Annotated in this window: 23 protein-coding genes; 17 read left to right on the forward strand and 6 right to left on the reverse strand. The window is 64.0% G+C overall.

Translation table 11 applies throughout. The features are described 5' to 3' along the window. Positions 1-2: 2 nt before the first annotated feature. The 11 genes from NLM27_RS00325 (at position 3) to NLM27_RS00375 (ending at position 7,389) form a co-directional block, all read left to right on the forward strand. Complete coding sequence (locus tag NLM27_RS00325; protein ID WP_254141439.1) at positions 3-1,049, forward strand: flagellar hook-associated family protein; 1,047 nt, start codon at positions 3-5, stop codon at positions 1,047-1,049. A gap of 78 nt (positions 1,050-1,127) precedes the next feature. Beyond that, complete coding sequence (gene flaF, locus NLM27_RS00330) at positions 1,128-1,472, forward strand: flagellar biosynthesis regulator FlaF (RefSeq protein WP_128956043.1); 345 nt, start codon at positions 1,128-1,130, stop codon at positions 1,470-1,472. Continuing rightward, positions 1,472-1,882: a flagellar biosynthesis repressor FlbT gene (flbT, locus tag NLM27_RS00335; protein WP_254141440.1), complete on the forward strand. Its 411-nt coding sequence runs from the start codon at positions 1,472-1,474 to the stop codon at positions 1,880-1,882. The genes flaF and flbT overlap by 1 nt, the downstream gene beginning before the upstream one ends. Before the next feature lie 15 nt (positions 1,883-1,897). Beyond that, entirely contained in the window at positions 1,898-2,317 is a 420-nt protein-coding gene (gene flgD / locus NLM27_RS00340; protein ID WP_254141441.1) for a flagellar hook assembly protein FlgD, read from the forward strand. Beyond that, positions 2,314-2,580 carry a flagellar biosynthesis protein FliQ gene (fliQ, locus tag NLM27_RS00345; protein ID WP_027572776.1) on the forward strand — a complete coding sequence of 89 codons (267 nt, stop codon included), beginning with the start codon at positions 2,314-2,316 and terminating at the stop codon, positions 2,578-2,580. Before flgD ends, fliQ begins: the two co-directional genes overlap by 4 nt. Before the next feature lie 69 nt (positions 2,581-2,649). Continuing rightward, positions 2,650-4,731, forward strand: coding sequence for a flagellar biosynthesis protein FlhA (gene flhA / locus NLM27_RS00350; RefSeq protein ID WP_254141442.1), 2,082 nt, complete (start codon positions 2,650-2,652; stop codon positions 4,729-4,731). Continuing rightward, positions 4,728-5,480, forward strand: coding sequence for a flagellar biosynthesis protein FliR (gene fliR, locus NLM27_RS00355; protein WP_128943755.1), 753 nt, complete (start codon positions 4,728-4,730; stop codon positions 5,478-5,480). The genes flhA and fliR overlap by 4 nt, the downstream gene beginning before the upstream one ends. A gap of 6 nt (positions 5,481-5,486) precedes the next feature. After that, a complete protein-coding gene (locus NLM27_RS00360; RefSeq protein ID WP_254141443.1) occupies positions 5,487-5,906 on the forward strand; it encodes a hypothetical protein in 420 nt (139 codons plus the stop codon). Next, complete coding sequence (locus NLM27_RS00365; protein WP_254141444.1) at positions 5,903-6,382, forward strand: rod-binding protein; 480 nt, start codon at positions 5,903-5,905, stop codon at positions 6,380-6,382. The genes NLM27_RS00360 and NLM27_RS00365 overlap by 4 nt, the downstream gene beginning before the upstream one ends. A 42-nt stretch (positions 6,383-6,424) precedes the next feature. Continuing rightward, positions 6,425-6,934: a flagellar biosynthesis protein FlgN gene (locus NLM27_RS00370; RefSeq protein WP_254141445.1), complete on the forward strand. Its 510-nt coding sequence runs from the start codon at positions 6,425-6,427 to the stop codon at positions 6,932-6,934. Next, positions 6,931-7,389, forward strand: coding sequence for a hypothetical protein (locus NLM27_RS00375; protein ID WP_254141446.1), 459 nt, complete (start codon positions 6,931-6,933; stop codon positions 7,387-7,389). The genes NLM27_RS00370 and NLM27_RS00375 overlap by 4 nt, the downstream gene beginning before the upstream one ends. A gap of 120 nt (positions 7,390-7,509) precedes the next feature. On the opposite strand, the gene NLM27_RS00380 is transcribed toward NLM27_RS00375, so the two are convergent. Further along, positions 7,510-8,280, reverse strand: a complete 771-nt coding sequence (locus tag NLM27_RS00380; RefSeq protein ID WP_254141447.1) for a response regulator transcription factor — start codon at positions 8,278-8,280, stop codon at positions 7,510-7,512. A gap of 818 nt (positions 8,281-9,098) precedes the next feature. Here NLM27_RS00380 and NLM27_RS00385 point away from each other — a divergent pair. After that, positions 9,099-10,037 (forward strand): hypothetical protein, encoded by a 939-nt coding sequence (locus NLM27_RS00385; protein ID WP_254141448.1) that lies wholly within the window; start codon positions 9,099-9,101, stop codon positions 10,035-10,037. Positions 10,038-10,050: 13 nt separating this feature from the next. Here the strand turns inward: NLM27_RS00385 and NLM27_RS00390 are convergent, their stop codons facing one another. Next, positions 10,051-10,629 (reverse strand): MarR family winged helix-turn-helix transcriptional regulator, encoded by a 579-nt coding sequence (locus NLM27_RS00390; protein ID WP_254141449.1) that lies wholly within the window; start codon positions 10,627-10,629, stop codon positions 10,051-10,053. Between the two features lie 548 nt (positions 10,630-11,177). Here NLM27_RS00390 and NLM27_RS00395 point away from each other — a divergent pair. Then, entirely contained in the window at positions 11,178-12,404 is a 1,227-nt protein-coding gene (locus tag NLM27_RS00395; RefSeq protein ID WP_254148717.1) for an MFS transporter, read from the forward strand. A gap of 101 nt (positions 12,405-12,505) precedes the next feature. Next, on the forward strand, positions 12,506-13,393 hold the full coding sequence (locus NLM27_RS00400) for a dienelactone hydrolase family protein (protein WP_254148718.1): 888 nt from the start codon (positions 12,506-12,508) through the stop codon (positions 13,391-13,393). Positions 13,394-13,449: 56 nt separating this feature from the next. Here the strand turns inward: NLM27_RS00400 and NLM27_RS00405 are convergent, their stop codons facing one another. Further along, positions 13,450-14,718: a serine hydrolase gene (locus tag NLM27_RS00405; RefSeq protein WP_254141450.1), complete on the reverse strand. Its 1,269-nt coding sequence runs from the start codon at positions 14,716-14,718 to the stop codon at positions 13,450-13,452. Positions 14,719-14,841: 123 nt separating this feature from the next. Further along, positions 14,842-15,690, reverse strand: coding sequence for an SDR family oxidoreductase (locus NLM27_RS00410; protein ID WP_254141451.1), 849 nt, complete (start codon positions 15,688-15,690; stop codon positions 14,842-14,844). A gap of 155 nt (positions 15,691-15,845) precedes the next feature. Between NLM27_RS00410 and NLM27_RS00415 the strand changes: the two genes are divergently transcribed. Next, complete coding sequence (locus tag NLM27_RS00415) at positions 15,846-16,574, forward strand: HAD family hydrolase (protein WP_254141452.1); 729 nt, start codon at positions 15,846-15,848, stop codon at positions 16,572-16,574. 66 nt (positions 16,575-16,640) lie between these two features. On the opposite strand, the gene NLM27_RS00420 is transcribed toward NLM27_RS00415, so the two are convergent. Together NLM27_RS00420 and NLM27_RS00425 are read right to left on the reverse strand one after the other, a co-directional pair. After that, a complete protein-coding gene (locus NLM27_RS00420) occupies positions 16,641-17,048 on the reverse strand; it encodes a nuclear transport factor 2 family protein (RefSeq protein WP_254148719.1) in 408 nt (135 codons plus the stop codon). 94 nt (positions 17,049-17,142) lie between these two features. After that, positions 17,143-18,627 carry a mannitol dehydrogenase family protein gene (locus tag NLM27_RS00425; RefSeq protein ID WP_254141453.1) on the reverse strand — a complete coding sequence of 495 codons (1,485 nt, stop codon included), beginning with the start codon at positions 18,625-18,627 and terminating at the stop codon, positions 17,143-17,145. A 144-nt stretch (positions 18,628-18,771) separates the two neighbouring features. Here NLM27_RS00425 and NLM27_RS00430 point away from each other — a divergent pair, with 144 nt between their 5' ends. Next, entirely contained in the window at positions 18,772-19,584 is an 813-nt protein-coding gene (locus NLM27_RS00430) for a FadR/GntR family transcriptional regulator (RefSeq protein ID WP_254141454.1), read from the forward strand. 89 nt (positions 19,585-19,673) lie between these two features. Then, positions 19,674-20,633, forward strand: coding sequence for a sialic acid TRAP transporter substrate-binding protein SiaP (locus tag NLM27_RS00435; protein ID WP_254148720.1), 960 nt, complete (start codon positions 19,674-19,676; stop codon positions 20,631-20,633). Positions 20,634-20,706: the final 73 nt, after the last annotated feature.

Consider the following 20,706-nt stretch of genomic DNA (forward strand, 5'->3'; position numbering starts at 1 on the left):
TCATGATGAGCGCGAACTACATCTCGACCCTGATGCTGTCCTCGGCCTTGAGGTCCTCGATCACGAACAACCAGGCCGCCCTGAGCAAGGCCTCGAAGGAGGCGACCACCGGCCGTTTCGCCGATGTCGGCCTCGAGCTCGGCACGGGCACGGGCCGCGACGTGAGCCTGCGCGCCGAATTCAACTTCGCCGACCAGCTCGTCGATACCAACGAGCTCGTCGCGGGCCGGCTCGACGTGACGCAGAACCGGATCACCCAGCTCGGCACGACCGCGTCGGAATTCCTCAAGAACCTGATCGCGGCCCGCGATGCCGACAGCGGTGCAAAGATCATCCTGCCGAGCGCTTCAGCGAACCTTCAGGATCTGATCGGTGCGCTCAACGTCTCCTACAATGGGGCGTACCTGTTCGGCGGCATCAATACGCAGACCGTGCCGGTCACGAACTACACGGCCGGCTCGGCCAGCAAGAACCAGGTCGATGCCGACTTCCTGGCGAGCTTCGGCTTCTCGCAGTCGTCGGCCAGCGTGAGCACAATCACGCCGGCGCAAATGCAGAATTTCCTCGACAACACCCTCGATAGCGAGTTCGCGAGCCCGGCCTGGAACACCAACTGGTCGTCGGCCACCGACCAGACGCTGTCGAGCCGCATCTCCACGACCGAGGTCGTCGACAGCTCCGTCAGCGCCAACCAGCCCGGCTTCCGCAAGCTGGCCGAGGCCTACACCATGCTGACCGATCTCGGCAACACGAGCCTGAGCAAGGATACGTTCCAGGTCGTCGTCGACAAGGCCATCAGCCTCGTCAGCGGTGCGATCAACGATCTCGCCGTGCTCGGAGGCACCGTCGGATCGATCCAGCAACGGGTCACCGGCGCAACCGAGAAGCTGAAGATCCAGAAGGACATCCTCAACGACCAGATCGTCAAGATGGAAGCGGTCGACCCGACCGAGGCCTCGGTCCGGGTCAACACCTTGCAGACCCAGATCCAGACGGCGCTCGCGCTCACCTCGCAGCTCCAGAAGATCAGCCTCATCAACTATCTCTGAGCCAAAGCTCGCCGGCAAGGCTCGCTGGCAAGGCTCGCAACCTTCGTCTTGTTATTCGGTCTCCTGTGAGTGATTCAGATGACGTTTGAAGCCTATGAAGCGGTCGTCGACGAGAGCGGTCATGAGGCGCGGGGCCGCGAGCGGCAGGCGCTCAGCCTCGGCATCGACCGGCTCGAGCGGATTCAGCGAGGTGGATTCCGCCTCGAGGATCTGGTCGAGAGCCTGCTCTATGTGCGGCGGCTGTGGACGATCTTTATCGAAGATCTCTCGCACCCGGAGAACGGACTTCCGGACAAGCTGCGAGCCGACATCATCTCGATCGGCTTGTGGGTCGTCAAGGAAGCCGACCGCCTTCGCGAAGAGAAATCGAACGACGTGATGCAGCTCATCGAAATCAACCGTTTGATCCGAGACGCTCTTTGATGAAAATCTCCTTGCGGGCGGGTGAACGGATCTACATCAACGGTGCGGTGCTGCGCGTGGACCGCAAAGTCTCCGTCGAGCTCGTCAACGACGTGATGTTCCTGCTCGAAGGGCAGGTCATGCAGGCACCTGACGCCACCACGGCGATGCGGCAGCTCTATTTCATCGTGCAGCTGATGCTGATGAACCCGACCGACGTCAAGGACGCATCAGTGCTCTACGCCCAGCATCACGCCGCCCTGCTGGTGGTGTGCGAGAACCGCGAGATGATCGACGGGCTTGCCGCGATCGACGAGCTGGTCGAGACGACCCGCTACTTCGAGGCGCTCAAGCGGATCCGGGCGCTGTTCCCGGTGGAGCAGGCCATCCTGGCCGGCGCCGCCACCGTTTCCCCATTCGAGGCTGCCTGACAGCGGAGAGGCCACATGAACGTCACCAGCGCGACCGACACGACCGGCAATTCCAGTTCGACCAGTTCCACGACGACCACGTCGAGCAACAGTGTCGATTACAACACGTTTCTTCAGCTCCTCGTCGCCGAGATGAAGAACCAGGATCCGACCAATCCGATGGATACCTCGCAATACATGAGCCAGTTCGCGCAGCTCTCGACGGTCGAGCAGGCCATGCAGACCAATTCGAAGCTCGACGCGCTGCTGTCCTCGCAGTCGCTGTCGCAGGCCAACGGGCTGATCGGGAAGACCGTCAGCTTCACCGATTCGACCGGCGCGAACTTCAGCGGCAAGGTCGTCTCCGTCTCCATCAACAGCGACGGCTCCATCGCGACCCTCGAAAACGGCACGAAAGTCGCGGTCGGCCCCGGACTCACGATCAGCCAGTCATGAACGAGCGGGACGCCCTCGACATCGTCCAGGCCGCGATCTGGACCATCATCGTCGCTTCCGGGCCCGCGGTCGGGGCCGCGATGCTGGTCGGCACCGTCATTGCGCTGATCCAGGCCCTGACCCAGATTCAGGAGGTGACGCTGACCTTCGTTCCCAAGATCATCGTCATTCTCCTGGTCGTCGCCGTTTCAGGCTCGTTCATCGGCGCCCATCTCTCCACCTTCACCGAGATGGTCTATTCGCGGATCGAGCACGGCTTCTGATCGCCGCGGCCACCACCCTCGCGTAAGCTTTGCGCGGCAGATTGCGACCCGGACCTCTGCCGGTGACCCATGGCCGATACGTTAGCTGCTAGCCTGCCCAGCCCGCGCCGCCTCGGGGCGGACGCCTTCTTTGCAGCCGGTATCGTGACCATGCTCACGATCCTGTTCCTGCCGATACCGCCGATCCTGATCGACCTCGGCCTTGCCTTCTCCATCGCGCTGTCGGCACTGATCCTGATGGTCGCGCTGTGGATCCAGCGGCCGCTCGACTTCTCGGCCTTCCCGACCGTGCTGCTGATCGCGACCATCCTGCGCCTTGCGCTGAACATTGCGACAACACGCCTGATCCTGTCGCGGGGCGGGGAGGGCGAACAGGCCGCGGGCTACGTCGTTGCCGGCTTCTCCAAATTCGTCATGGGCGGCGACTTCGTCATCGGCCTGATCATCTTCGCGATCCTGGTCACGGTGAATTTCGTCGTGATCACCAAGGGTGCGACGCGTATCGCGGAAGTCGGCGCCCGTTTCACCCTCGACGCCATCCCCGGCAAGCAGATGGCGATCGACGCGGATCTGTCCGCCGGCCTGATCGACGACAAGGAAGCCCAGCGCCGTCGCCGCGAGCTCGAAGAGGAGAGCGCGTTCTTCGGTGCCATGGACGGTGCATCGAAATTCGTTCGGGGCGATGCCATCGCCGGCCTGCTCATCACCGCGATCAACATTTTCGGCGGCATCATCATCGGCGTCACCCATCACGGGCTGACTTTGTCGCGTGCCGCCGACGTCTACACGAAGCTCTCCGTCGGCGACGGTCTGGTGTCGCAGATGCCGGCGCTGATCGTGTCGCTGTCGGCGGGCCTGCTGGTCTCCAAGGGCGGCACCAGGGGCTCGGCGGAGCAGGCGGTGCTGCGACAGCTCGGCGGCTATCCGCGCGCGGTGTCGGCCGCCGCGCTGATGATGTTCGTGCTCGCCTTGATGCCGGGATTGCCGATGGCGCCGTTCCTGCTGCTCGGCGGCGTCATGGCTTTCGTCGGCTACTCGCTGCCGAAGCGGCAGGCGGCGCTGAAGCAGAAGGAGGATGCGCGCAAGGCCGACGAGCGTGCCCAGGCCGAGGCCAAGGAATCGGTCAAGGAACAGCTCAAGACTGCGGAAATCGAGCTGGCGCTCGGCGGCCATCTTTCGGTCCATCTGCTGGGCTCGCGCAACGAGCTTGCGCACCGCGTCGCCAAGATCCGCAAGAAGTTCGCCAAGCAGTACGGCTTCGTGATCCCTGAGATCAAGCTCAGCGACAATCTGTCGATCGGCCTCAAGGGCTACCAGATCCGGATCCACGATACCCGCGTCGCCCATGGCGAGCTCAGGCTCGGCGAGGTACTGGTGCTGGTCGACAAGGACGGCAAGCCCGACGTCCCCGGCGAAGAGGTGATCGAGCCCGCCTTCGGTATGAAGGCGCTATGGGTGACAGAAGCCTTCACCGACGAAGTCAAGCGTCAGGGCTGCAAGCCGGTCGACAATCTGTCGGTGCTGCTCACGCATCTCAGCGAGGTGATCCGGGCGAACCTCGCCCAGCTGTTGTCCTACAAGGACATGCGCGGACTGCTCGACCGGCTCGATCCCGAATACAAGCGCCTGGTCGAGGATCTCTGTCCCTCCCAGATCTCCTATTCGGGCCTGCTGGCGATCCTGAAGATCCTGCTGGCCGAACGAGTCTCCATTCGCAACCTTCACCTCATCCTGGAGGCGATCGCCGAGATCGCGCCGCATGTGCGGCGCTCCGAGCAGGTCGCAGAGCATGTGCGGACGCGTCTTGCCCAGCAGATCTGTGGCGACCTCTCCGACAACGGCGTGCTCAACGTCGTCAGGCTCGGTAATCGCTGGGACCTCGCTTTCCATCAGAGCCTGAAGCGCGATGCCAAGGGCGACGTCGTCGAGTTCGACGCCGATCCGCGCCTGATCGAGCAGTTCGCGACCGAGGCCAGCGCCGCAATCCGCAAGTTCACCGAGAACGGCACCAGCGTGGTGCTGGCGGTGACTCCCGAGGCTCGTCCCTATGTCCGGATGATCCTGGAGCGGGTGTTTCCGACCTTGCCGATCCTGTCGCATGTCGAGGTCGCGCGCAGCGCCGAGATCAGGGCGCTCGGAGCCGTATCGTGATCTCTGGTCTCGCCGACAGCGTGCTGGTGACGTTCATCGTGTTCTGCCGCATCGGTGCCTGCCTGATGCTGGTGCCCGGCTACTCCAGCGTCAACGTTCCGGCCCAGGTCCGCCTCTTCGTCGCGCTGGTCACGACGTTTGCGCTGACGCCGATCCTGATCGCCGTCCTGAAACCGCTCACGGACAACGCAGCGCCGCTGACGCTGGCGCTCTTGATTTGCTCCGAGCTCGTGGTCGGCAGCGTCATCGGGCTCGGCGGGCGCGTGTTCTTTCTCGCACTCCAGACCATGGCGACGGTGATGGCGAGTGCGATCGGGCTGAGCAACATCCCGGGTACTCCGGTCGGCGACACCGACCCGGCGCCGGCCCTGGTGCCGCTGATCATGGCGGCCGTCACCACGCTGTTCTTCATGACCGACCAACACTGGCAGGTCCTGCGCGGCCTGATGAACTCCTACGACGTTTGGCACCCCGGCAACAGGCTCGGCGGCAGCATGGCGCTCGACCAGCTCGTCGGCCGCCTCTCGGAGGCATTCGTGCTGACGCTGCGGATCACGAGCCCCTTCATCGTCTATTCGGTTATCGTCAACCTTGCGGTCGGCCTGATCAACAAGCTGACGCCGGCAATTCCGGTCTATTTCATCTCGGTGCCCTTCGTGCTGTTCGGCGGCTTCCTGCTGCTCTATCTCACCAGCGACGAGCTCCTGACGCAGTTCATGCTCGGTGTCTCGTCGTGGCTCGCGGAGTGATCGGCCATGACGTCGCGCGCTGACAAGCTCGGCCGGATGGTCTCGCTGGTGAAGCTCCAGCTCCGGCTGTCCGAATGGCAGCTCGCGCAACTGCGACAGCAGGAGCGCAGCTTGCAGGACGAGCAGCAATGGCTGATCGGGGCCCTGAACGAAGGAAAGCCGCCAGTGGGGTCGTCGAGTGAATCGATCTCGCGACGCCTCAACAGGACGAGCGTCGGCGCCCGCGCCGTGGAGGAGCAGGCCTCGCGGCAGCTCGACCAGGTTCGCGTCGAGACCCGCCGTGTGAAACAGCTCGAGGAAGTGGCCAAGGCGGCGCTTGCGGACAAGCTTCGTGACGCTGAAAAGCGATCGCTCGAGGAAATGACGGGTACAAGCCCAGCCGTGCGCGAGTGGACGCCGCGGTCAGCCAGCCGGAACAAGACATGATCGTGACCGCGACACCCGACCTCGTCCTCGACGTCCTCGAAGCCGCCGATCCCGTGGCGCAGCGCGCGGCGACCGCGAAGCTCGATGCGCTGAAATCGGCGGACGTCGATTTCGCCGCCACGATGGAGGCGGAGGTCGGCAAGGCCAAGGCGTCGACTGCCGACCAATCCGCGGCGAAGGTTTTCGACGCGCAGTCGGGTGCGGTGAACGGCGCACCGGTGCAGGTGATCAAGGCGCCGGCCTCCGGCGAGGTGTACCGGAAGTTCGAGGCCTTCATCCTCCAGACCTTCGTCGAGACCATGCTGCCGAAGGAGTCCGAGGAGGTCTTTGGCAAAGGCACCGCCGGCGGCGTCTGGAAGTCGATGCTGGCGGAGCAGCTCGGTAGCCAGCTGGCCAAGGGCAAGGGCATTGGCATTGCCAGGCAGCTCGCCGCCGCGCAGCCGGCAGGACCGGACGCTACGGGAAAAGCCGGATGACGATCCGGGAATGGGTGACAGACGTTGAAGGGTGAATCTCCTATGCAGGCACAAGAAGGCGCAGCGGCCGTGGTGATGGAACAGCCGGTCGCGGACATCGGGGCGATGACGGAAGCAGCAGCAGGCAATGCGCTGTTGCCCGCGCTCCTGCCGAATCCCGGCGTCGAGGCGGTGATCGAGGGCACCGACGCGGCGAGATCGGACGAGATGCGCGGCCTGCTGGCGGCGATCCGCCGGCTCGAAAGCATCGTCGAGGAGGAGACGGTTGCGCTTACGACCGGAAAGAAGATCGATTTCGACGATTTCAGCGCCCGGAAGAGCCGGAGCATGCTCGAATTCGTTCGCCTGATGCGGGCACGGATGCATCTCGGTGGCGAGATCGAGATCACCGCGGAGATCCAGCGGTTGCGCGAGAAGCTGGAGCGAAATCGCTCCGTCCTCGAAATGCACTATGACGCGGTGCGCGAGGTCGCGGCCATCATCGTCAAGGCGGTCAGGGATGCCGAGTCGGACGGCACCTATACCGGCCGCGCAGCACAGGATGGAAAATGATCAGGCTGGTGCTGGCCGGGCTCTGGGTATGCATTCTCACCGCGGGCACGAGCTATGCCGTGGCCTATTGGAAGGAAAACGGCAGCCTGCTGCCGGCGAAGGACGAATATCTCGACGGGCTACAATATCAGAAGACGCGGGCGCTGAGCGTGCCCATGGTCGAGAACGGCAACGTGCAGGGCTACATCGTCGCGCGCTTCGTCTATACGGTTGAGGCGCGGACCATGCACCAGCTCAACGTTCCGCCGGAGCCGTTCGTCGTCGACGAGGCCTTCCGCAGGATCTACGCTGACGACCGGCTCGATTTCAGGAAGCTCGCCCGCTACGACCTCTCCGTGCTCACGACGGCCATCAAGCAGCGCGTCAACGAGCGGATGCAGGCCGATGTGGTCCAGGACGTCCTGATCGAGGACTTCAACTACGTGTCGAAGGAAGAATTCCTACAGAAGCCATAGCTCGGTCTTTGCCGCCGCGTTGCGGCGCTTCGCCGCCATCCCTGCCGCTTCCGTGACCCTTAAAAACACGCCGGCCTCTGCGGGTATCTCCGCAGAGGCCGGACTCGTATCGTTGCCGCGCTAGTTACCTGCCGGATACGCCGCCGGAGCGGCGTGCGCCCTGTTCAGGAGGATGCCGACCTCGTCGAGCTCCTGCATCGGAACGTCGAGGGTCTCGCCGGCCGGGATGTTGAGACGATATCCGACGTAGCGCCGGGCCACGATCGCGTCGAAGCCGAGGCGGTCGCGGAGTTTCTTGCGCAGCTTGCTGACGTGGCTCTCGATCACGCTCTCGTCGAAGGTCGACTCGAAGATGCCGTAGACCGCGTTGAAGATCTGCGTCTTGGTGATCCACTTGCCGTGGTTGCTCACCATATATTCGAGAATGCGCAGCTCACGGCGGGGCAGGGTGAGGGCGTGGCCCGCAATCTCGGGGTCACGACCGTTGAAGAAGACCTGGATCCTGGTCTCGCAGGGCCTCGGCAGTTCGCCGACCCGGCGGCGCGCGATCGCGGCCGTTCGGGCGAGAATTTCGCGCAGGTGAATCGGCACGTGCACGACGTCGTCGACGCCCGATTCGAACAGCTCCAGCGTGTTCTTGAGCATCTTCTGGCCGCTCATGGCGATGATGGGAGCCGAGGAGCGCTTGCGCATCGCCCGCGGCAGGCTTCCGCGGGCATCGCAGTCCCCGAGCAGGAAGGCGTCCACCGCCGCCAGATCCGATTCACTCGCAGATTGCAGCCAGTCCCAGAATTCTCCCGAGGAGAAGCCGATCGACGATATGCCTTCGCGAACGAGCCCTCCGACGTAGCTGTTCGCGACGCTCTCGCGATCATCAACGATAATATACATCAGTCTTTCGCCCCTGTTTCGCACTTGTTGCGGCCGGTTGGTTGTTGTGATGCCCCGGCTCGGCAACGATGCTGTTTGACGACATTCCTTCCCGCGAACCGTTGTTATGGTTTCGATATTCGCGGGCAGCCCTACGCATTCAGTGCCTGCGTCTCGCAGGCCTGCTACTTCGACTCGATACTGAACGCTTACTGCGTGGCCCGGCGGGTGTCTTACGGATCACCTCGCGGAGCGGATTGAGAAACGACCTAGAACAGTTGCGCCAAGTTGCTCATCGCGTCCGAACACTACTGAAGCTCTGTCGATCTCCTCGCCAACTGGCGAGAATCACTTGATTAGGACCGTAACGATTGCCGATTTCCGATCAAGCGTGCGCCACAAAGCGATTGCTACGTGTGCTTGATGCTGTTGGTTTGTTTCGAGTTGTTTCTTTGTATATCCAATCGCATCAGTTGATTTGGAAATTGAACTAGTTCTGCATCGTAGCGATTCTAAAATTCCGCATCCCCGTACAATTACAGCCATTTTGGGTGGTGCCGCTCGTCATGCAAGTCGAGGGATTTTCAACCCGGGATTGACTCCTGCCATGCTGTCTCCACGTGCGACAATTCGACTCATGTGTGGCCGCGAGTCTCCGGCGTGGTGAAATCTTGGCGAGTGTGTGTCTTTCGAGTCGCACTCTCGCCACGTCTGTGACGCGTTCGACTCGTGTGACGTCGCATCGTGCGCGGTGAAAAGTTTTCGATGCGCACGTTTCAGGCAAGCTTCGACGAATAACGTTGCCGTTCGACGGATCGAACCGAACGGAGCATTGCCACATGTTGTCCGATGGACAAGCTCGTCCCAACGCGACCGCGGATGCTTCGGCGGCGGCGAAGCCGGCTCCGGAGGCGCGCGATACAAGGGACAATGCGGCACGAGCGACCAAGCCCGCTGCGAGCGCAAAGCGTGTTGCGGCGAGTGACGAGGCTCTGGCGAAAGAGGCGCTCGAGGGGCTGAAGCGTATTCGCGCCAAGGCGCGCCTCGACAAGATGGCAATACCCAAGCCCGCGCCGGCCGTGATCAAGCCGGCCGTGATCGTGGCCAAGCCGCCGCCGCCGCGCCCGAATTGGGTCGTGCCGCTCGCAACACTGGCGGTCGCCGTCATCCTGGTGGTCTGCGCCTGCACCGGCGTGATCGCCTATCTCACCACGACGCAACCCGTCCAGAGCAACGTTGCGGCCAACACCGAGATCAGGAATCTGCGCGAGACGGTCGCGCAGCTCCGCAAGCAGGTGTCGGGCGTGTCCGAGAATCTCGACGGCCTGCGCACCGCGGTCGATCAATCGAGCAAGGCGACCAATGACCGCTTCGGCAGGTTTGCCGAGAACCTGGACCGCATCGAGCGGGTGAGTTCGTCCTCCACAGTGAAGCTCGACAAGCTCGCCCAGGCTCAGGTGCAGGCTCCGGCGCCGGCAAGCGTCGCATCGCAGCCGTCGTCGTCGCAGGCAATGCCGATGCTGGCCTCGGTCGCTGCACCCGAGGTCACGGGCTCGGTTCCTCCGTCGGCGCCGCGCAAGGTGATCAAGGGTTGGTCGGTCCGCCAAGCCTATGAAGGAATTGCGATCCTGCAAAGCCCGAACGGCGTCATCGAAGCCGTGCTGGGACAGCAGGTGCCCGGGCTCGGCCGTATCGAGGACATCAGGAACGAAGACGGGCGTCTGGTGGTGGAGTCGAGCGGAGGCGTCGTCTATTCGTCGCGCAGGGCGGCGCCGTGATCGAGACGGCCTTCTATTGACGGTGATGTTCGAAGCTGGTGCATAGCAGATCGACTTCCGTCTCCGCGATCGGTGCGCGAAACAGGCGGCAGCTGAACTCCACCGTTGTCTTGCTGTCCGTGGTGGTGCGATCCTCCCGGAGGAAGATGCATCGCCTGCAAACGTCGGTGTGGTGCCGCTGCTCGGCCGCGTCAGACTGCTTCAGCACGTGCCGGAACGTATCGCGAAAGCGGATCTTGACGTCGTCGTCGAGGACGGCAATCGCCTCGACGAGAACGTTGACGGGGTCGCGCACCAGGAACTTCTTGCCCTGCTGCGTCACGCTCAGCGTCACCGAGCGCTTGTCCTTGGTCGAGCGCTTTCGCTCGAGATAACCGTGCCGCTCGAGTTCGCCGATGATGAAAGAGGCGGTGCCGCGCGTGGTGCCAACGTAACTCGCCAGCGCCGAAGGTGTCCGGGAGAACGGGTTGGCCCGGGAGAGGAATCGCAGCGCCATCCACTCGCGGTCGCGCAATCCGTGCTTGGTGCCTTCGAACCACAGGATGCGCGCGACCTGCTCCAGCAGTTCAATCGATTCGCGAGCCAAGTTCATTTCAATTCCAGGTCGGATAAAGCTTTATTCAATTGAGCCATGAGCAAGCGCAATCTAGGGACGAGAATGAAGCACTCGGGCAACCCTTCGCCCTGGCCGGACGGCAGATCGCGCCGGGAAGAACGCGTCTCGGTTTCCGGAGATGGAACTTCCGGCCGTGGAACTAGGGCGTCACGAAGAAAGTTCGAGTAAATCGCCCGGCTCAACTTCTCTGAAAAGTTCAATCAAATGCCGATGGCTTCCGTGCGGATTGACGATGATGTGCGATGACAGAGCAACATGATGTGTCATTGTCGCCACTGCGGTGCCCATTTGTTGCGGTCGAAGCGTCCGAAAGCGCGAACCGGCGCATCGCCGGCAACGCCGAGGGGCATGACCGGCCGGGAGAGAACCGTCTTTCTCGGTTAATGGATGTTGCGATGCAGTGCAGCTAGACGGTTAAGTCCGGCGCACGAGCGCTTGCGGGGAATGTCAGAGTGTCGTTGGGAATCGAGCAAGCCGCGCCGTTCAACATCAAACGCGCAGCGCTCGCAGCCACCATCGGCAATATGCTCGAGTTCTACGACTTCATCACCTACAGCTTCTTCGCCATCCAGATCGGCCACACTTTCTTTCCGACTGGAAGCGAGTACGGCAGCCTGATGCTGTCTCTGGCGACTTTCGGCGCCGGCTTCGTGACGCGGCCGATTGGCGGGATCGTGCTCGGCATCTACTCCGACCGGATCGGCCGGCGGCCCGCCATGCTGCTCAGTTTTGCCCTGATGGGGCTATCGATTCTGACGATCGCACTCACGCCATCCTATCGATCGATCGGCCTTGCCGCGCCCATCATCGTGATCGCGGCGCGCATGGCGCAGGGTTTCGCGCTCGGCGGGGAAGTCGGGCCGACGACTGCCTATCTCATCGAGATCGCCCCGCCCGCGCATCGGGCGCTGGTCGTGGCCTGGCAGCCAGCGAGCCAGGAGATCGCGGCGACCGCGGGCGCGCTGGTCGGCGTCATCCTGAGTAAAGCCATGGCGCCGGAGATGCTGGACTCCTATGGCTGGCGCGTGGCGTTCCTGATCGGGGCCGTCTGCCTGCCGTTCGGGCTCTGGATGCGGCGGACGCTGCCGGAGACGATCCCGCACGCCAAAGCCGGCACCGCGGCCAAGGAAAGCGGGGGCCACCTCTCGCAGGCCAGGCGTCACCTCGGCCTCATCGCGCTGGCGTTGATGATTCTGGCGAGCGGCACGATCTCGACTTATGTCACGCAATACATGACGACCTACGCGCAGAGCACTCTGCATGTGTCGTCGACGCTTGCCTTTGCGGTGTCGCTGGTCAGCAACGGCATTCAGTTCGTCGGCGCACTTGTCGGCGGATGGCTCGCCGATCGCGTGGGTCGCAACCCGATCATGATCTGGCCGCAGCTCGCAACGCTCCTGCTCACCTATCCAACCTTCCTGTGGATCGTCCACGCACCGGGTGCCCTGTCGCTTCTGGTCGGCTTCGGCGTGCTATCGATCATCGGTTCGCTGCCGTTTACGGCGTTCTATGCGACCTTCACCGAGGCGCTGCCACAGAACATCCGCGGCGGCGTGTTTGCGACCGTCTATGCGGTGGCGATCGCGAGCTTCGGCGGCACGGCGCAGCTCGTGGTCACCTGGCTCCTCCACGTCACCGGCAATCCGCTGGCGCCGGCCTGGTATCTCCTGCTGGCGGCAATCGTCGGACTTGTCGCGATGAACCTGATGCCCGAGACGGCACCGGTGAAACAGCGCCAGCGGCGGGCCTGAAGGCGGCGTGCTCGCAGGCTGGTGATTTGCGTTTCGCCCGCAATTATTGGCGAATGCGGCGCCCCTGGGGGCACGACATAGGCAGCAGGAAGGGATAGATGATGAGTTTCGAAACCACCATGACATCCGACGTCGTCGGGCTGACGAAAGTCGCGCCGGTCTCGCGCCGCGGATTCATGAGCGCCACCGCGGCCGTGGCTGCCGGCTACACGCTTGCAGCCGGGCCCGTGCGCGCCGAGGTGATCACGACCGACACCAACGGCCTCCAGGCCGGCGACGCCAAGATCAAGGTCGGCTCCGAAGAGATGCCTGCCTATTTTGCCCGCCCCGCCGGCAACACCAAGGCACCGGTGATCATCGTGGCGATGGAGATTTTTGGCCTGCACGAGTACATCAAGGACGTGACGCGACGCCTTGCCAAGCTTGGTGCATTTGCCGTCGCGCCCGACTATTACTTCCGCAAGGGCGTCGATCTGACCAAGGTCACCGAGATCAAGGACCTGCTGCAGGTCGTCAATGCCAAGCCGGACGCCGAGCTATTCTCCGACCTCGACGCGACGGCGGCATGGGCTGGATCGCAAGGCGGCGATACCACGAGGCTCGGCATCATCGGCTTCTGCCGCGGCGGCCGCACCGTCTGGGAATATGCCGCCCATAGCGGCACCCTCAAGGCGGGCGTTGCCTTCTACGGTACTCTGGTCGATCCCGCCAATCCGCTGTGGCCGAAGAGCCCGATGCAGCTCGCACCCGAAATGAAGGCGCCGGTGCTCGGCCTCTATGGCGGCGCCGATACCGGCATCTCCGTCGCGCAGGTCGAGCAGATGAAGGCCGCACTCGCGCAGAACAAGAAGACCGACGAGTTCAAGATCTATCCCGAAGCGCCGCATGGCTTCCATGCCGACTATCGCGGTAGCTACCGCAAGGACGCCGCGGAAGATGCCTGGAAGCAGGGGCAGGCCTGGTTCAGGAAATACGGCGTCCTGAGCTGACGCAAATTCCAAAGGGCGGCCCGATCGGCCGCCCTTTTGATGTCGGCGCAACGAACTCACCTCACCATCGCGCCATAGACGATGTCCTGGACCTGCTCGCGATAGTATTTCCTGAGTTCGCCCGGCGCCGCCGTTCCCACCACCACGACGAGACGCTCCTTGGGATCGCAGAAGAATTGCGTGCCGTAGGCGCCGTTCCAGGTGAACTCGCCGGGATTGCCGGGGACCGATGACAGGCCCTCGCTGGTGCGGACCGCAACCGCAAGGCCAAAGCCGAAGCCGCCGCGATGCGGCTCGACATTGGCCACGTTGTTCTTGATCTCGGGACCGAGATGGTTGGTCGTCATGTGGTGCACGGTCTTCGGTCCGAGAATGCGCTGGCCGTCGAGCTCGCCGCCATTGAGCAGCATCTGTCCGAAGCGGAGGTAGTCGCCGATCGTCGCGAACGAGCAGGCGCCGCCGCAGTCGAACTTGGTCGGCGTGTCCAGCAGCTTGATCGCCTGCGGCTTGCCGGTCAGCGGATCATTGGCAAAGGGACGGGCGAGGCGAGGGCGCTGCGCGTCGGTCGGGTGAAAGGTTGCATCCTTCATGCCGAGCGGCTGCCACACATTGGCGGCGAGATAGTCGCCGAGCTTATGCTCGCTCACCTTCTCGATCACAGCACCAAGCACGTCGATCGAAAAGCCGTATTCGAACTCGGTCGAGGGCTGGTGGGCCAGCGGCAGTTTGGTGATGCGATCGATGAAGGCCTCGGTGTCGCCTTCGATCGCCGGTGCAATGCCGTCAGGATATTGCCGCGCCACCGGGCTAGAGCTGTCGGGGCGGCCGCCATACATCAGGCCGGACGTGTGGCGATAGAGATCGTGGATGAAGATCGGCGAGGCCTGCGGTTCGAGCTTGAGTGATCCGTCTGCCTGGGGCACGCCGACCTTCATGTTCGCAAAGGCGGGATAATAGTCGGACAGCTTGGCCTGCAGAGGCAGCCGGCCCTGCTCCATCAGCGTCAGGCCAGCGACCGCCGCCATCGGCTTGGTCATTGAGGCCAGCGCGAAGATCGCGTCGATTGGCATCGGCGTGCCCTTGTCCGGATCGAGCATGCCATAAGCCTTGTAGTGCACGAGCTTGCCGTCGCGCGCGACCGCGACGACCGCGCCGGGCACGCGCTTGGCGGCGATCTCGCGAGCAAAGAAATTGTCGAGGCGCGCGAGCCCCTGCTTGGAGAATCCGGCGTCGTCGGGATTGGCTTCGGGCAGCGGCGCGGCGCTGGCCGCACCAAATGCGATGACGGCAACCGCCGCAGCGATCATGGTGATCGTCTTCTTCATTAAGTCCTCCCAAGGCGCGAGCTCGTTGTGCAGTGGCTCGCTGACCACCTAGATCACGATCGCACCGCTGCGAAGTCAAGCGCGGGTAGGACATGTCTGGGAAGTGCCGGGCGCGGCTGAGCCCTATCGTCCTTCGCCCGCGCGCCACAGCGCATCCAGACCGTGCCGATAGGTCGGGCAGGACAGCGTGACGCCGAGCTCGCGCCTCAGTTTCGCGTTGGAGACGCGGGCGCTGCTGGCATAGAAGCTGCGGGCCATCGCCGACATCTTGGCGGTCGCGAACGGTTCTTCGGGCGGCGGTGCAACGCCCATCAGCTGCGCGGCATAGGCGATCACGTCCTGCGGCGGCGCGGGCTCGTCGTCGCACACGTTCCAGGTGCCGCCGCCTCGATGACGAACCGCGGCCATGATCGCGCTCGCGATGTCGTCGACGTGGATGCGATTGAAGACCTGTCCGGGCTTGACGATGCGCCGGGCCGTTCCAGCGCGCAGCGTCGCCAGCGCGTTGCGGCCGGGTCCGTAGATGCCCGCAAGCCTGAGGATCGCGGCATCGCCGCCTGTCGCATCCGCCCAGGCTTGCTCCGCCGCGATCCGCATTTGCGTGCGCGCGAGCGCAGCCTGCGGCGGCGTGCTCTCGTCCACCCATCCGCCGCCGTGGTCGCCATAGACGCCGATGGTCGAGAGATAGACGACCTTGCGTCGGCCTGCTGCGAGCACGTTGCCGAACGTCGCAAGCGCGGGGTCGCCGGCGCTGCCGGGCGGGATCGAGATGAGAAGGACATCGGCGTCGCTGACACGTTCGACAGTCGTGCGATGCGGATCACTCCCGGAAAAGGGATGCACCTCGATGCCGGCAAGATCATCCCGCTGCGCGGGATCGCGCACGGTGCCGGCGACGTGCGAGAAAGCGCCGCCGAATCTGCGGACGAAGTGCCTGGCACTATAGCCGAAGCCAAGAATGAAGAGCCGCATGCCTCTGCCGTGCTGGTCGGAGTTCCCGTCGCGCTGGCTGCGCGTCCCCGCTCATAAGAGATTTTTGGGTCCGGCAAAAGATATTGCGATTTGTCTCGCCCGCGGCCTCGGGCGATGGTTGCCCGTCGAGAAAGCCATGCCGCCGGGAGCATCCATTGCAGACGTCGTTACCGACCGCGTCGGCCGTGCCGTTGGAGGCTGAGGCCGCCGACCTGATCCGGCAGGCCGCCGCGCTCATCTTCGACGTCGACGGCACCCTTGCGGAGACGGAGGAACTGCACCGGCTGGCCTTCAATCATGCCTTCTCGCGCCATGGTCTCGGCTGGGAGTGGGACCGCGCCGTCTACAAGGACCTGCTGCGGGTGACCGGGGGCAAGGAACGCATGCGCGCCTACCATGCAAGGCAGCTGATCGCCCGGCCATTGACGGACGAGGACATCGCGGAGCTTCACCGCATCAAGACCGCGCATTATGCCGGGCTGATCGAGACCGGCTGCTGTTCCTTACGGCCGGGCGTGGCGGAACTGCTGGCCGCCGCAAAGGCGCGCGGCCAGCGACTTGCGATCGCAACCACCACCTCGCACGGCAATATCGATGCGCTGCTCTCGCAGACGCTCGGGACGCGCTGGGCTAAAGATTTCGATGCGATCGTCGCCGGCGACGATATCAGGCACAAGAAGCCCGCGCCGGACGTCTATCTCGAAGTGCTGGCGCGCCTGAGGCTTGACGCGTCCGACTGCGTTGCGATCGAGGATTCCGCCAACGGGCTGATCGCGGCCTCGCGGGCGAACATTCCGGTTCTCATCACGCGCAGCATGTTCTTCCGGGATGATGATTTCAGCGATGCGCGGGTCGTGCTGGAGGATTTGTCGGGGCTTGGGTGAGGTGCCCAACAAAAAATGAAAAAACAACCCCATGCACAGTAGATCACGCCGGCGTGACCGCCATCTTCAGTGAACGCGGTGACTTGTTCTATCGTCCTCTGATTGCTCGACAATCTGCGCGATCGGACTCGACTGGTGATGCACCAGGCGCCAGTCGTCGCCGACGCGACGGAAATGGTTCGCCGCGGCCAAAGCAGTGCCGTCGACGATCTCGATGCAGAGCACGCGCGCGCTGTCGCCGTCGACGATCGCCTGCGGCTCGGCACACACGATCTGCGGCCGTTCCGGGTTCTGCAGGATGTCGCGCCAGCTTCCGATCACCGTGGCCCGCCCGATAATGGCTGGCCAGCCGGGATGGATGCAGGAAATGGTGTCGTCATCCGCCCACATCCGTTCCATTTCGTCGAAATTGCCGGTCGAAAAGGCGGCGTAGAAGGCCGCGTTCGCGGCGATGACCTTGCTGTCCTTTGCCATGCCTCTCGGGTGCGGCAATGACAGGCAAAAATCAAGCGCGACTTCCGTCGACTTTGACCGCAATGCAGCATTCAAGATGCTGCCCGCTTTGTGGTCACGCCGAGACGTGCGTCGCCACCGCCCGCCGCGCGCCATCCTTGTAGAGACGGCCGAGCGCTGTGGTGACGGCTTCGCGCAGCCGCGGCTCGGCACCAAGCGGCCCGAACACCTTCGCGACTCCGAGCAGTGCGGGCGCGAGCCGCTCGGCGACGGGACCCGCCTCGCGCGCCAGCGTGGCGAATTCAGCGGCGAGCGGATCGCGCACGTCGATCGCGCGACCCTGCTCATCTGTTGCGGTGACGTAGCGCATCCAGCCGGCCACCGCGAGTGCATGGGTGGCGATCGGCAAATCCTTGCGCAGGCGATCCTGCATCGCACCGAGCAGGCGCTGCGGAAGCTTTTGCGAGCCGTCCATCGCGATCTGCCAGGTGCGGTGATGCAGCGCCGGATTGGCGAAGCGCGTCAGCAGCGAGGCGCGGTAAGCGGCGAGGTCCGTGCCAACAGGCATTGTCAGCGTCACCGCGGCCTCCTCCATCACCTGCGCGGCGAGGCGCGCGAAATGCGGATCCTGCATGGTGTTGGCGATGGTCTCATAGCCCGAGAGATAACCGAGATAGGCGAGGGCGGAATGGCTGGCGTTGAGCAGCCGCAGCTTCATCAGCTCGAAAGGCTTGACGTCGCTGACGAGCTCGACGCCTGCGGCGGCAAGATCGGGCCGGTCCGCCGTGAAGCGGTCCTCGACCACCCATTGCGTGAAGGGCTCGGTCATCACGGGCCATACGTCGCGCATGCCCAGCGCCGATGACACCGCATCCCGGTCGGCATCCGTGGTCTCCGGTACGATGCGGTCGACCATGGTCGAGGGGAAGGCGGCCGTATCCGCAATCCACTTGCCGAGATCCTTGGATCGTAGCGCGGCGAATTGCGTCACGATCCGCTGCACGGTGTGGCCGTTGGCGGCGAGATTGTCGCAGCACACCACGGTAAAGGGCGAAAGCCCCTGCGCACGCCGGCGTGCCAGCGCAGCCACGATGAAGCCGGGCGCCGAGCGCGGCGCGTCAAAATTGTTGAGGTCGTGCACGATATCAGGGTGCCGCTCGTCGAGGTCGCCGGTCTGCGGCGTGTGGCAATAGCCCTTCTCGGTGACGGTCAGGGAGACGATGCGAATGGCGGGATCGGCCATCCGTTCGACCAGCGCTGCCGGCTTCTCACGCGCGACGACGCTGTCGAGCAGCGCGCCGATGACGCGGTGCTCGGTGCCTTCGGCCGAACGTATGGCAACGGTGTAGAGATGGTCCTGCGGGGCGAGGGCATCGCGCGTATCCGGGCTGCGCAGGCTCGCGCCGACGATGCCCCAGGACGAGCTGCCGGCGGAAAGGCAATCGTCGATGATCACGGCCTGATGCGCGCGATGAAACGCCCCCAGGCCCAGATGCACGACGCCGGGCGTGACGCGCGAACGGTCATAGGCCGGGCGGCGGATTGCCGGCGGCAACCGGTCGAGATTGGCGCTGGCAAGACGCACTGAACCTGGGCGCATGGACGTCTCCCCTTTGCTTTGCCGCTGCTTGACATGGCGCCCGTATCAGGTCAATGCTCCGGTCAATTGGTAAGACCAATTTTCCAAAATTGGCCGGTCGCGGGTGCTCGAGGCGCCTGGACGACCCTTTCAGGAGGAACCAGCGTGCCGCTGGAAGCTGTGGAGGCGAGACGGCTTTATCGCCAGGTCGCCGATCAATTGCGAGGCCTGATCGACGGCGGCGAGTACGCGGTCGGCAGCCGCCTGCCGACCGAGCGCGAGCTCGCCGAGCAGCTCAAGGTGTCGCGGCCGACGGTGCGCGAAGCCCTGATCGCGCTCGAGGTCGAGGGCCGCCTCCGCATCCGCGTCGGTTCCGGAATCTATGTGATCGAGCCCGCCGTCGTTGCCGCGCCCGCGCCTGCGTCCGTCATCGAGGGGCCGTTCGAGCTGCTGCGCGCCCGCGAATTCCTGGAAGGCGCCATCGCCGAAGAGGCCGCGCGCGTGGCGACCAGGAACGATGTCGCCCGCATCGATGCGTCCCTTGTCGCGATGGGGAATGTTGAACATCCCGGCGAAGCCTCGATGGTCCACGACCGCGCGTTCCACGTCGCGATCGCCGGAAGCCTCGGCAACGCCGTTCTGGTGCGCGTGGTCGGCGAGCTATTCGACCAGCGTCTCAATCCCTATTTTGCGCAGCTTGCGCATTATTTCGAGAGCCCGGGCACGTGGCGCACGGCGCTGGACGAGCATCGCGCCGTGCGCGACGCGATCGTGGCGCATGATCCGGACGCCGCGCGCGATGCGATGCGCGAGCATCTGGCGCGCTCCCAGGAGCGCTTTGCGCAGAATTTTGGCGCCGAGGGCGCGACTGCATCACCAGTCGGGCGGGGCCGGGTCGCGCGATCTCCGGCCAAGCCGGCAAAAACCAAGAGAGCACCAAAGACGCTGGCCAAGAATGGCAGCGCGCGGCGCCGATGAGATTGGACGGCTTGTCCCGGCTTTGGGACGGGCGAACAAGAAGCAGACTTTAGTCAGTGGAGGATAAGTCAGTGTTGAAGAAGATGACCATGGTGCTGGCGACTTCGGTCGCGGCAATGTTCGCGGCGACCAATCCCGGCATGGCGCAGACCAAGCTCAAATGGGCCCACGTCTACGAGACCTCGGAGCCGTTCCACACCGCCTCGGTCTGGGCCGCGCAGGAGATCGGCAAGCGTACCAACGGGCGCTACCAGATCGAGGTCTATCCGGCCTCCCAGCTCGGCAAGGAAGCCGACATCAACCAGGGCCTTGCGCTCGGCTCGGTCGACATCATCATCTCCGGCTCGAGCTTCGCGGCCAAGAGCTTCCCGCCGATCGGCGTCACCTACTATCCGTACACTTTCCGCGACGCCGATCATCTGCTCGCCTACACCAAGAGCGACATCTTCAAGGAGCTCGCCAAGGGCTATGAGGACAAGAGCGGCCACCACATCGTCGCGGTGACCTATTACGGCGTGCGCCAGACCTCGTCGAACAAGCCGATCAAGACCTGCGCCGACATGAAGGGCCTGAAGATGCGCGTGCCGGACGTGCCGGCTTACCTCGCGATGCCGCGCGCCTGCGGCGCCAACACCGCGCCGATCGCCTTCGCCGAGGTCTACCTCGCGCTCCAGAACGGCACCGTCGAGGCGCAGGAGAACCCGCTGACCACGATCGAGGCCAAGAAGTTCTACGAGGTGCAGAAGCACATCGTGTTGACCGGCCATATCGTCGATCACCTCAACACCGTGATCGCCGGCGCGCTGTGGAAGAAGCTCAGCGACGAGGACAAGAAGATCTTCACCGACGTCGCCCAGGAGGCCGCCGCCAAGGCCACCGGGGAGATCAAGCAGAACGAGGCCAAGCTGGTCGCCTTCTTTAGGGAGAAAGGCCTGTCGGTGACCGAGGTCGACAAGAACGAGTTCCGCGACACCGTGCTGAAGAACGTCGCGTTCGAGACGTTCGGTTACCGCAAGGCCGACTGGGAGCGGATCCAGGCGGTGAAGTGACGACGTAGTCGTCATCCCGGGGCGGTCCGTAGGACCGAACCCGGGATCTCGAGGTTCCGGGTTCGACGCTGAC

The organism is Bradyrhizobium sp. CCGB12 (genome assembly GCF_024199845.1).
In the GTDB taxonomy this organism is placed as follows: Bacteria; Pseudomonadota; Alphaproteobacteria; order Rhizobiales; family Xanthobacteraceae; genus Bradyrhizobium.

Bases quoted from the DNA above. Each gene is read 5' to 3' on its own strand.
- fliQ (WP_027572776.1), top strand. From the start codon at position 2,314: ATGAACGAGCGGGACGCCCTCGACATCGTCCAGGCCGCGATCTGGACC.
- NLM27_RS00425 (WP_254141453.1), bottom strand. From the start codon at position 18,627: ATGCGCCCAGGTTCAGTGCGTCTTGCCAGCGCCAATCTCGACCGGTTG.
- NLM27_RS00420 (WP_254148719.1), bottom strand. From the start codon at position 17,048: ATGGCAAAGGACAGCAAGGTCATCGCCGCGAACGCGGCCTTCTACGCC.
- NLM27_RS00390 (WP_254141449.1), bottom strand. From the start codon at position 10,629: ATGAACTTGGCTCGCGAATCGATTGAACTGCTGGAGCAGGTCGCGCGC.
- flgD (WP_254141441.1), top strand. From the start codon at position 1,898: ATGAACGTCACCAGCGCGACCGACACGACCGGCAATTCCAGTTCGACC.
- flbT (WP_254141440.1), top strand. From the start codon at position 1,472: ATGAAAATCTCCTTGCGGGCGGGTGAACGGATCTACATCAACGGTGCG.
- NLM27_RS00325 (WP_254141439.1), top strand. From the start codon at position 3: ATGATGAGCGCGAACTACATCTCGACCCTGATGCTGTCCTCGGCCTTG.
- flaF (WP_128956043.1), top strand. From the start codon at position 1,128: ATGACGTTTGAAGCCTATGAAGCGGTCGTCGACGAGAGCGGTCATGAG.
- NLM27_RS00380 (WP_254141447.1), bottom strand. From the start codon at position 8,280: ATGTATATTATCGTTGATGATCGCGAGAGCGTCGCGAACAGCTACGTC.
- NLM27_RS00435 (WP_254148720.1), top strand. From the start codon at position 19,674: ATGGTGCTGGCGACTTCGGTCGCGGCAATGTTCGCGGCGACCAATCCC.
- flhA (WP_254141442.1), top strand. From the start codon at position 2,650: ATGGCCGATACGTTAGCTGCTAGCCTGCCCAGCCCGCGCCGCCTCGGG.
- NLM27_RS00385 (WP_254141448.1), top strand. From the start codon at position 9,099: ATGTTGTCCGATGGACAAGCTCGTCCCAACGCGACCGCGGATGCTTCG.
- NLM27_RS00405 (WP_254141450.1), bottom strand. From the start codon at position 14,718: ATGAAGAAGACGATCACCATGATCGCTGCGGCGGTTGCCGTCATCGCA.
- NLM27_RS00365 (WP_254141444.1), top strand. From the start codon at position 5,903: ATGATCGTGACCGCGACACCCGACCTCGTCCTCGACGTCCTCGAAGCC.
- NLM27_RS00360 (WP_254141443.1), top strand. From the start codon at position 5,487: ATGACGTCGCGCGCTGACAAGCTCGGCCGGATGGTCTCGCTGGTGAAG.
- NLM27_RS00410 (WP_254141451.1), bottom strand. From the start codon at position 15,690: ATGCGGCTCTTCATTCTTGGCTTCGGCTATAGTGCCAGGCACTTCGTC.
- NLM27_RS00375 (WP_254141446.1), top strand. From the start codon at position 6,931: ATGATCAGGCTGGTGCTGGCCGGGCTCTGGGTATGCATTCTCACCGCG.
- NLM27_RS00370 (WP_254141445.1), top strand. From the start codon at position 6,425: ATGCAGGCACAAGAAGGCGCAGCGGCCGTGGTGATGGAACAGCCGGTC.
- NLM27_RS00395 (WP_254148717.1), top strand. From the start codon at position 11,178: ATGCTCGAGTTCTACGACTTCATCACCTACAGCTTCTTCGCCATCCAG.
- NLM27_RS00400 (WP_254148718.1), top strand. From the start codon at position 12,506: ATGAGTTTCGAAACCACCATGACATCCGACGTCGTCGGGCTGACGAAA.